The sequence below is a fragment of the Methylobacterium pseudosasicola genome (assembly GCF_900114535.1).
Classification (GTDB): Bacteria; Pseudomonadota; Alphaproteobacteria; order Rhizobiales; family Beijerinckiaceae; genus Methylobacterium; species Methylobacterium pseudosasicola.
The window spans coordinates 1-6,853 of sequence record NZ_FOTK01000097.1; the positions used below are offsets into that span (position 1 = coordinate 1).

Consider the following 6,853-nt stretch of genomic DNA (forward strand, 5'->3'; position numbering starts at 1 on the left):
CGGCGGGGCCGGCCGCGACACCGCCCGGACAAACTGCACGCCGACAAAGCCTACGACGCTGAACCGCGCCGACACGAGTGCCGGGCGCGTGGGATTGTACCGCGCATCGCACGCCGCGGCATCGAGAGCAGCGAGAGGCTAGGCCGGCATCGGTGGGTGGTGGAGCGCACGCACGCTTGGTTCAATCGCTTCCGTCGGCTGCCCGTGCGCTACGAGCGACGTGCAGACATCTACGAAGCCTTCACCAGCCTCGCTGCCAGCCTCATCACACTCAACCAGATCAGACGGTTCTGTTAGGCGCTCTTAGGACACGGGCGGCGGAAGGGGTGTCCCCACAAGGAGTGTCCACGACTGTCCGCCCGTGTCTGTAAGCTGTTGTTTTCCCTGGGCCACCTCCCCCAACACCGTCTTTCCGTACACACACGGACACGCTACAATCCGGCTCACGTTTGTAGGTAAGGCTGTAGGTTGTGAGTTGAGGCGCGGGCCGGGACAGCTGTCTGCATTGGTTGTCTCGCGCACGCGGGAGCCGGGCCTCTATGCCGACGGCGGCGGCCTCTACCTGCAGGTGACGCATGCCGACGCGCGGTCCTGGATCTTCCGGTTCATGCTCAATGGCCGCGCCAGGTCGATGGGTCTCGGCTCGCTCCACACGCTGACGCTAGCCGAAGCGCGTAACAAGGCCACGGAGTGCCGAAAGCTCTGCCTCGACGGTATCGATCCGATAGAGGCCCGTCAGAGAGTTCGATCGGCCGCTCAGCTCGACGCCGCGAAGGCCATGACGTTCGACGCCTGCGCCGAGACTTACATCGAGGCGCACAAGAAGGGGTGGCGCAACGAGAAGCACATTGACCAGTGGCGCAACACCCTGGCGACCTACGCCTCACCCGTGTTCGGCGCCCTCCCCGTCCAGGCGGTCGACACTGGGCTCGTGATGCGGGTGATCGAGCCGATCTGGGGCGACAAGACAGAGACCGCTACCCGAGTTCGGGGCCGGATCGAATCCGTTCTCGACTGGGCTGCCACGCGCGGCTATCGGCAGGGCGAGAACCCGGCGCGCTGGCGCGGCCATCTGCAGAACCTCTTGCCAAAGCGCTCGAAGGTGCAGCGCGTCGAGCACCACGCCGCCCTCCCCTTCGTTCAGATCGGCGAGTTCGTCGCCAGCCTTCGCCAGCAAAACGGGACCTCGCCCCTGGCGTTGGAATTCACGATCCTGACGGCCGCCCGCACCGGCGAGGTGATTGGGGCAACCTGGGATGAGATCGACCTAGCCGAACGTGCCTGGACCGTGCCGGCCGAGCGGATGAAGGGCGGTCGGGAGCACCGGGTGCCGCTCTGTGCTCACGCATTGAGGGTCCTCGAACGTTTCAGGGCGCTCGATGACAAGTATGTCTTCCCCGGTGGCAAGCGCGGCAGGCCTTTGTCGAACATGGCGATGCTGGAGCTGCTGAAGCGGATGGGCCGGCCGGACCTGACCGTGCACGGGTTCCGGTCAACGTTCCGCGACTGGGCGGCCGAGACCACGCATTTCCCGAATGAGATGGTGGAGATGGCGCTCGCCCACATCATCGACAACAAGGTCGAGGCGGCCTACCGGCGCGGAGATCTACTCCAGAAGCGGCGCGATCTGATGGATGCCTGGGAAAACTATGTATCTCGGCCATGATCACTAATCCTGACCTAATCGATCCAAACGTTCCGGCTGGGCCCTGGGTAGCACTTGATATTGCGTTTGCGCGAATACGCGAAAAGCATGTCGGTCGTGATGTCTCATTAAAAATAATTCGCGATGCACTGGTAGCTGGCGAATTGCGCTCCAAGGCAAATTTGATTGGTGGTGTCAGGCGCGGCTACGTTACTGAAGACACCATTATGAGAGAAACATACTTGCCGCCGGCGGTATGGAAAGACACAAATTTTACTCTTAGCACCCTCAATGAGACCGTAGTTCAAGTTGTAGTCTATAGATTGTCGCTCATTGGCGGCCAGTGGTATGTTTATATTCATGAGAGCGATTTGAACATACTGCTTGGTGTTGAAATACAACAATCGAAATTGGCGAACAAAAAGGGCGGTCGGCCTGAAGAACACAGCTGGTGGGCGGCTTTTGCCTATCTAGGCTGGTTCATATCGCGCAACGGACTTCCCGAGACCAAAAACGCTGCAGTAGAACTGGTCAAGGACTGGTTCGTGAAGAATGAGGGCAGTGCCCCAAAGGACGATCGAGCATTGGAGCGACGAGTTGCCCAGGCATACGACGCGCTAGCTCGCGTCCAGTCCGCCGAGGGCGGCAGCGGGGAGGTTTAAACCCCGTTTCAACCGGTGACGCCGGCCTAACGAAGCATCAGTTTCCGATCACCCGCCGGCAAACGCTGGTGGATACGTAAGGAAATCCAACATGGCTCTGCACCAGATGCAGGCGCCGCAGGTCTCCCTGCGCGCGTCGACGGAGAAGCTGTGCTTCACGCTGACGGAAGCTTGCTTCAGCACCGGCCTCGGTCGCTCGACCATCTACCAGCTGGTGAAGGACAAGAAGCTCCGCGCCATCAAGGCCGGCAATCGCACCCTGATCCCGGCGGACAGCCTGCGCAGCTACCTCGCCTCGCTCCCCTCGCTCGAGACGGAGGCGGCCTGAGCCATGAAGCAGAAAACCCGCGCACAGCGTGGGCTGCGGCGGGTCTCCAAGAGTGTCTTCTGCCAGGTCGACACTCAAAGAGATACGCCAGCCCAGGCACTCCGACAAGACTATCTCGCCGCCCGCTTCGGATTGACGCCGTCTATCGCTGGCGTCGTGGCCGAGCTGGCGTTCCCGAATGTCGACAGCTGGCGGGGCGCACGATGATCCCCGCCGTCGACCGTTGGGGCCCGTTCGCCGACCGCATCGAGCCGGGCGAGCGCATCGCCCGCCTCCGCTGCCTCACGGCGATCGCTCACCTCTCGTGCGGGCCGCGGGCCGCCGAGCTCGTCGGGTCGCTTAAGGAGGCCGAGAGCAACCCGGATGTGCTGCCCGGCGCCCTGGCAGTCCTGAATGGCCTGGCCTCCCTGGATCGGCGTCGCATCCTCGCGAGCTACGCCGCCCTCAACGCCCCGGCGCGTCAGCCCCGCGGCCCTTTGAGCCCGGAGGATCACTGATGACCGAACCTCCCTACTACGGCACGGCCGAACCCCTGCGCGATTTCGTGGCTGAGTGTCTGACGCAGGTTCAGTTCTACGCCGGCATGGGCGTCGACTACGCCGCGGCCAAGGATGACACCGGCCTGACCTACTCGACCCGCCGGGCGGTCGCGGCACTGAAGCACGGCGTGGCCATCCTCAAGATGCTTGAGGAGAAGAACGCCGCCGATCTTCAGGCTCAGCAGCTCGCCAGAGCCGAACAGCAGGGCGCCGACGTGGCGCTCGGACTGCGGGGTCGCGATGGATAAGCGCGATCCTTTCGATGAGATGGAGGAGGCGTTGGGACCCGAGCGCCACCGCCATTCCTACTACGACGAGCCGCCCTGGGCGGATCACGACCCCTCGCCGGGGTCGGAGGCGAAGCGCACGCGGATCCGGGCAACGCCTTTCGTCTACCGCGATCCGGCGACGATCCCGCCGCGCGACTGGGTCTACGGTCGACACCTGATCCGTCGCTTCCTGAGCACGACGGTCGCGCCTGGCGCGGTCGGCAAGTCCAGCCTCGTGCTGGTGGAAGCCATCGCCATGGTCACTGGCCGACCGCTCCTTGGTGTGTCCGTGCCGAAGCCCCTTCGGGTTTGGGTGGCAAACCTTGAGGATCCACTGGAAGAGACCGAGCGCCGGGTCGCCGCGATTTGCCTGCACTACGGGATCGACGCACGCGAGCTGGAGGGCCGGCTGTTCCTCGACAGCGGGCGGACGGCCGAGATCATCATCGCCACCCGGCAGCGGGATGGCGTGAAGATCGCCGAGCCGGTGATCAAAGATCTCACTGCCAGCATGGTCGAGAACGACATCGATCACATGGTGGTGGATCCGTTCGTCAGCTCGCACCGCGTGACGGAGAACGCCAACGACGAGATCGACATCGTCGCCAAGGCCTGGAACCGGGTAGCCGAGGCTGCCAACGTTTCGATCGAGCTCGTACACCACGTCCGAAAGGGACAGGGCGGCCAGGGTGAATACACGGTCGAGGACGGTCGAGGCGCCGGCGCACTTTTAGCCGCCGCTCGCTCAGCCCGCGTGCTCAACCATATGACCAAGGACCAGGCCGAGAAGGCAGGGATCCCGACGAACCGGGGCTTTTTCCGGGTCGACAACGGCAAGGCCAACCTCGCGCCGCCGCCGGACAAGAGCGACTGGTTTCAACTCGTGTCCGTGTCGCTGGGCAACGGGCCACCAGGCATCCTGGACTATGGGGATCACGTCGCGGTGGTCGAGCCTTGGGAGTGGCCCGACCCGTTCGAAGGGGTGGGCGCGGACGACCTGCGCGCGGCCCAGTCCGAGGTGGCCGGCACGATCGCGGCCGGCGCCCGCTGGCGGCTCAACGTCCAGTCGCCGGACTGGGTCGGCATCCCGATCGCACGGGCCCTGAAGCTCAACCACGACGACAAGGGGCACCGCAGCCGGATCAGCCGCATGCTCAAGGTCTGGATCGAGACCGGCATGTTCGCGGTGGTCGAGGGCAAGGACGGCAAGGGCAAGCCACGCGACTACGTGGAGGTCGGCCAGCATGCTTGAAGGGTCGGCAAATGGGACCTTCTCCACCCTGACAAGGTGGGTGGAGAAAGGTGGAGAACGTGGAGACAAAACCTTCTCCACCACCACCCCTTATAGGGTGGGTGGGGGTGGTGGAGGTGGCTCGCCACAGGGTGGAGGTGGAGAGCCGCCCCAGTCGGCGTCTGAGGCGCTAATCCTTCCGTCAGATCCCAATGCTGGCAGCGCCGGCATCAGCAGCCTGCTTGACAGTTGCGCCGTTGCGCAATGCCATCGCGATGACGGCCGACATAGTGTCGATGGCTTGAGCGCGATCCTCGGCGTGATCGCGGGTGACGCTCAACCGCAATCTGCGGTGGGCGTATTGCCCATCAGGAAAGTTGCGATCCAGCCGATCTCTGAGAATTTTGACGGCGCTCGCGTAGTCCTGATCAAAATTCCTAGTACTGCGATGGTCTTCTATTGTGGAATTCTCAGCACCGCCGTCTGCGGGCAGCAAATCCACTGGACGCGAGCTAGCAGCTCCGACAACGAAATCGAACGCTTTGGTGATCATTCGATAGATAAACGGCATCGGAGCCTCCGAAATAGGCAGCGGATGACGCAACTGATCAGTGTTCGCGACACGGATCCGGGGTACGCAGCTGCAAGGAGCGGACCATGACGCCCGCCGAGTGGACGGCCTTCCTCGATGTGAAGGCAAAGGTCGAGGCGCTTGAGGCCCATCACGCTGGGCGCATCCATCGCGACCCGCGCGGGCTGAAGCTGGCGCAGGAAGCCGTCCAGGCGCTGCGGAGCACGGTGGCGACCGCGGCGCCTATCACGCCCGCCCTGAGCCAGCCTGAGCGGCCCGACTGGGTTCGGGTGTCCCACGCGCCCCGCTTCCTGCCGATCAACGTGACGGCCGCTCGCATGCGGGCCAAGCGCGGCCAGGCCAGCGGCACAGGGCGGAAGGTCGGCAGGCATTGGGAGCTGCACCTGCCGAGCCAGCCCGAGGCCGGTGATGGGTAGGGCCCCGGACCTCACAAGGAGGGTGCTCAGTGTTCCCGGGTCCTTCCGGAGGGGCACCACCCCGGAGGTAACGCGCGAGGCTGAGGCCTTTCCCAGCGATGAAATTCACATAGGGGGTTCCGCCGCCATGAGTACGATTGCCGAAGTCGCCATCCACCTCGACCTGAGCGAACGTCGCGTGCGTGAGTTGCAGGGAATGAACGTCTTGCCGAAGGCTGCGCGCGGGGATCTGGACTGTGATGTCTGCCGTGTGGCCTACATCCGATACCTTCGCGATCTTCAGCCTGAGCCGCCGCAGCCAGGCGACCTCGACCCCGCTCAGGAACGAGCCCGGAAAGACAAGGCACTCGCGGAAACCGCCGAGCTGAGGAACGCCGTCACCCGCGGCGAGCTCGTCCGGTACGACGACGTCGAGCGCGATGTTCGTGAGATCCTGCTGGCGACCCGCGAGCGGTTCCTGGCCGTCCCGGTCGAGGTGCAGACCGACATGCCGCCCGAGGTGGCGCAGCTCGCGCATGATGTGGTGCGCAACCGTCTCTACGTCGCGATGGAAGACATGGCGGCGGATGGCGACGCACAGGTCCTCGCAGAAGCCGAGGCGCGCAAGGCCGTGGCGAAACAGGCCAAACAAAGGAGGTCATTATGAACGACCACACGTCCGCCGCCGAGGCGCTTCGTCTACGGCTCCGCGAGGCCAGGAAAGTACTTCGGCCGCCCGAGCAGAAAAGCTGACCTGTTTAGTTTCTGTTTAGTTCGCAGCCTCGCAGGGCTGGCCGATACTGATCCTGTCGATAGCCGGGCCTCATCTCCCCGGCGTGTCGGCAGGAGCGGTGCCCTCTAACCTCCGGGGTGGGCGAGGGCGCCGCTCCCCAGATTTGGGGAACGGCATGCTCGGACTACGGAACAAGAAGGCCAGCCTGGAGGCGACGCTCCAGGATCTCGAAACCCGCCGGTCGGGCGTGGTTCGTCGGTCGGAGGCCGCGGCCATGAAGGCTGAGGAGGCGATCGCCGCACAGCGCGCGTTCTTAGTCGACACGAACGGCGAAGACGCGGCGATTGCCAAGCGCCTGGCTGATGCCTGCCGGCGGACCGCCGACGAGCGCGCAGCCTTGGACGATGCCGCCCGCACCCTGAGCGAGCAAGTCGCGCAGGCAAAGGACGCCCTTGAAAA

At 64.3% G+C, this 6,853-nt stretch carries 11 protein-coding genes; 10 read left to right on the top strand and 1 reads right to left on the bottom strand.

Annotated elements, in window-relative coordinates:
* From BM228_RS32895 to BM228_RS32920, 7 genes are all read left to right on the top strand, one after another.
* On the top strand, window positions 1–297 hold a 297-nt coding region (locus BM228_RS32895), incomplete at its 5' end, for a transposase (protein ID WP_139234343.1).
* A 208-nt stretch (window positions 298–505) separates the two neighbouring features.
* Window positions 506–1,666 carry a tyrosine-type recombinase/integrase gene (locus BM228_RS32900; RefSeq protein ID WP_092047469.1) on the top strand — a complete coding sequence of 387 codons (1,161 nt, stop codon included), beginning with the start codon at window positions 506–508 and terminating at the stop codon, window positions 1,664–1,666.
* Window positions 1,663–2,307: a hypothetical protein gene (locus tag BM228_RS34385; protein WP_139234344.1), complete on the top strand. Its 645-nt coding sequence runs from the start codon at window positions 1,663–1,665 to the stop codon at window positions 2,305–2,307. The genes BM228_RS32900 and BM228_RS34385 overlap by 4 nt, the downstream gene beginning before the upstream one ends.
* 91 nt (window positions 2,308–2,398) lie before the next feature.
* Window positions 2,399–2,635, top strand: a complete 237-nt coding sequence (locus tag BM228_RS32905) for an excisionase family DNA-binding protein (RefSeq protein ID WP_092047471.1) — start codon at window positions 2,399–2,401, stop codon at window positions 2,633–2,635.
* 203 nt (window positions 2,636–2,838) lie between these two features.
* The gene (locus tag BM228_RS32910) at window positions 2,839–3,132 is read left to right on the top strand and encodes a hypothetical protein (protein WP_208612148.1); all 294 of its coding nucleotides are present in this window, start codon (window positions 2,839–2,841) and stop codon (window positions 3,130–3,132) included.
* Window positions 3,132–3,422 (top strand): hypothetical protein, encoded by a 291-nt coding sequence (locus tag BM228_RS32915; RefSeq protein ID WP_092047473.1) that lies wholly within the window; start codon window positions 3,132–3,134, stop codon window positions 3,420–3,422. The genes BM228_RS32910 and BM228_RS32915 overlap by 1 nt, the downstream gene beginning before the upstream one ends.
* Window positions 3,415–4,695: an ATP-binding protein gene (locus BM228_RS32920; protein WP_244537439.1), complete on the top strand. Its 1,281-nt coding sequence runs from the start codon at window positions 3,415–3,417 to the stop codon at window positions 4,693–4,695. The genes BM228_RS32915 and BM228_RS32920 overlap by 8 nt, the downstream gene beginning before the upstream one ends.
* Window positions 4,696–4,876: 181 nt before the next feature.
* Here the strand turns inward: BM228_RS32920 and BM228_RS32925 are convergent, their stop codons facing one another.
* Window positions 4,877–5,245, bottom strand: a complete 369-nt coding sequence (locus tag BM228_RS32925) for a hypothetical protein (RefSeq protein ID WP_092047477.1) — start codon at window positions 5,243–5,245, stop codon at window positions 4,877–4,879.
* Between the two features lie 86 nt (window positions 5,246–5,331).
* On the opposite strand from BM228_RS32925, the gene BM228_RS32930 reads away from it, so the two are divergent.
* From BM228_RS32930 to BM228_RS32940, 3 genes are all read left to right on the top strand, one after another.
* A complete protein-coding gene (locus BM228_RS32930; protein ID WP_092047479.1) occupies window positions 5,332–5,682 on the top strand; it encodes a hypothetical protein in 351 nt (116 codons plus the stop codon).
* 127 nt (window positions 5,683–5,809) lie between these two features.
* A complete protein-coding gene (locus BM228_RS32935) occupies window positions 5,810–6,328 on the top strand; it encodes a hypothetical protein (RefSeq protein ID WP_139234345.1) in 519 nt (172 codons plus the stop codon).
* 340 nt (window positions 6,329–6,668) lie between these two features.
* On the top strand, window positions 6,669–6,853 hold a 185-nt coding region (locus tag BM228_RS32940), incomplete at its 3' end, for a hypothetical protein (RefSeq protein ID WP_208612149.1).

What these genes read in the sequence shown, in the direction of transcription:
- BM228_RS34385 (WP_139234344.1), top strand. Translation starts at nt 1,663, where the DNA reads ATGATCACTAATCCTGACCTAATCGATCCAAACGTTCCGGCTGGGCCC.
- BM228_RS32905 (WP_092047471.1), top strand. Translation starts at nt 2,399, where the DNA reads ATGGCTCTGCACCAGATGCAGGCGCCGCAGGTCTCCCTGCGCGCGTCG.
- BM228_RS32910 (WP_208612148.1), top strand. Translation starts at nt 2,839, where the DNA reads ATGATCCCCGCCGTCGACCGTTGGGGCCCGTTCGCCGACCGCATCGAG.
- BM228_RS32915 (WP_092047473.1), top strand. Translation starts at nt 3,132, where the DNA reads ATGACCGAACCTCCCTACTACGGCACGGCCGAACCCCTGCGCGATTTC.
- BM228_RS32920 (WP_244537439.1), top strand. Translation starts at nt 3,415, where the DNA reads ATGGATAAGCGCGATCCTTTCGATGAGATGGAGGAGGCGTTGGGACCC.
- BM228_RS32925 (WP_092047477.1), bottom strand. Translation starts at nt 5,245, where the DNA reads ATGCCGTTTATCTATCGAATGATCACCAAAGCGTTCGATTTCGTTGTC.
- BM228_RS32930 (WP_092047479.1), top strand. Translation starts at nt 5,332, where the DNA reads ATGACGCCCGCCGAGTGGACGGCCTTCCTCGATGTGAAGGCAAAGGTC.
- BM228_RS32935 (WP_139234345.1), top strand. Translation starts at nt 5,810, where the DNA reads ATGAGTACGATTGCCGAAGTCGCCATCCACCTCGACCTGAGCGAACGT.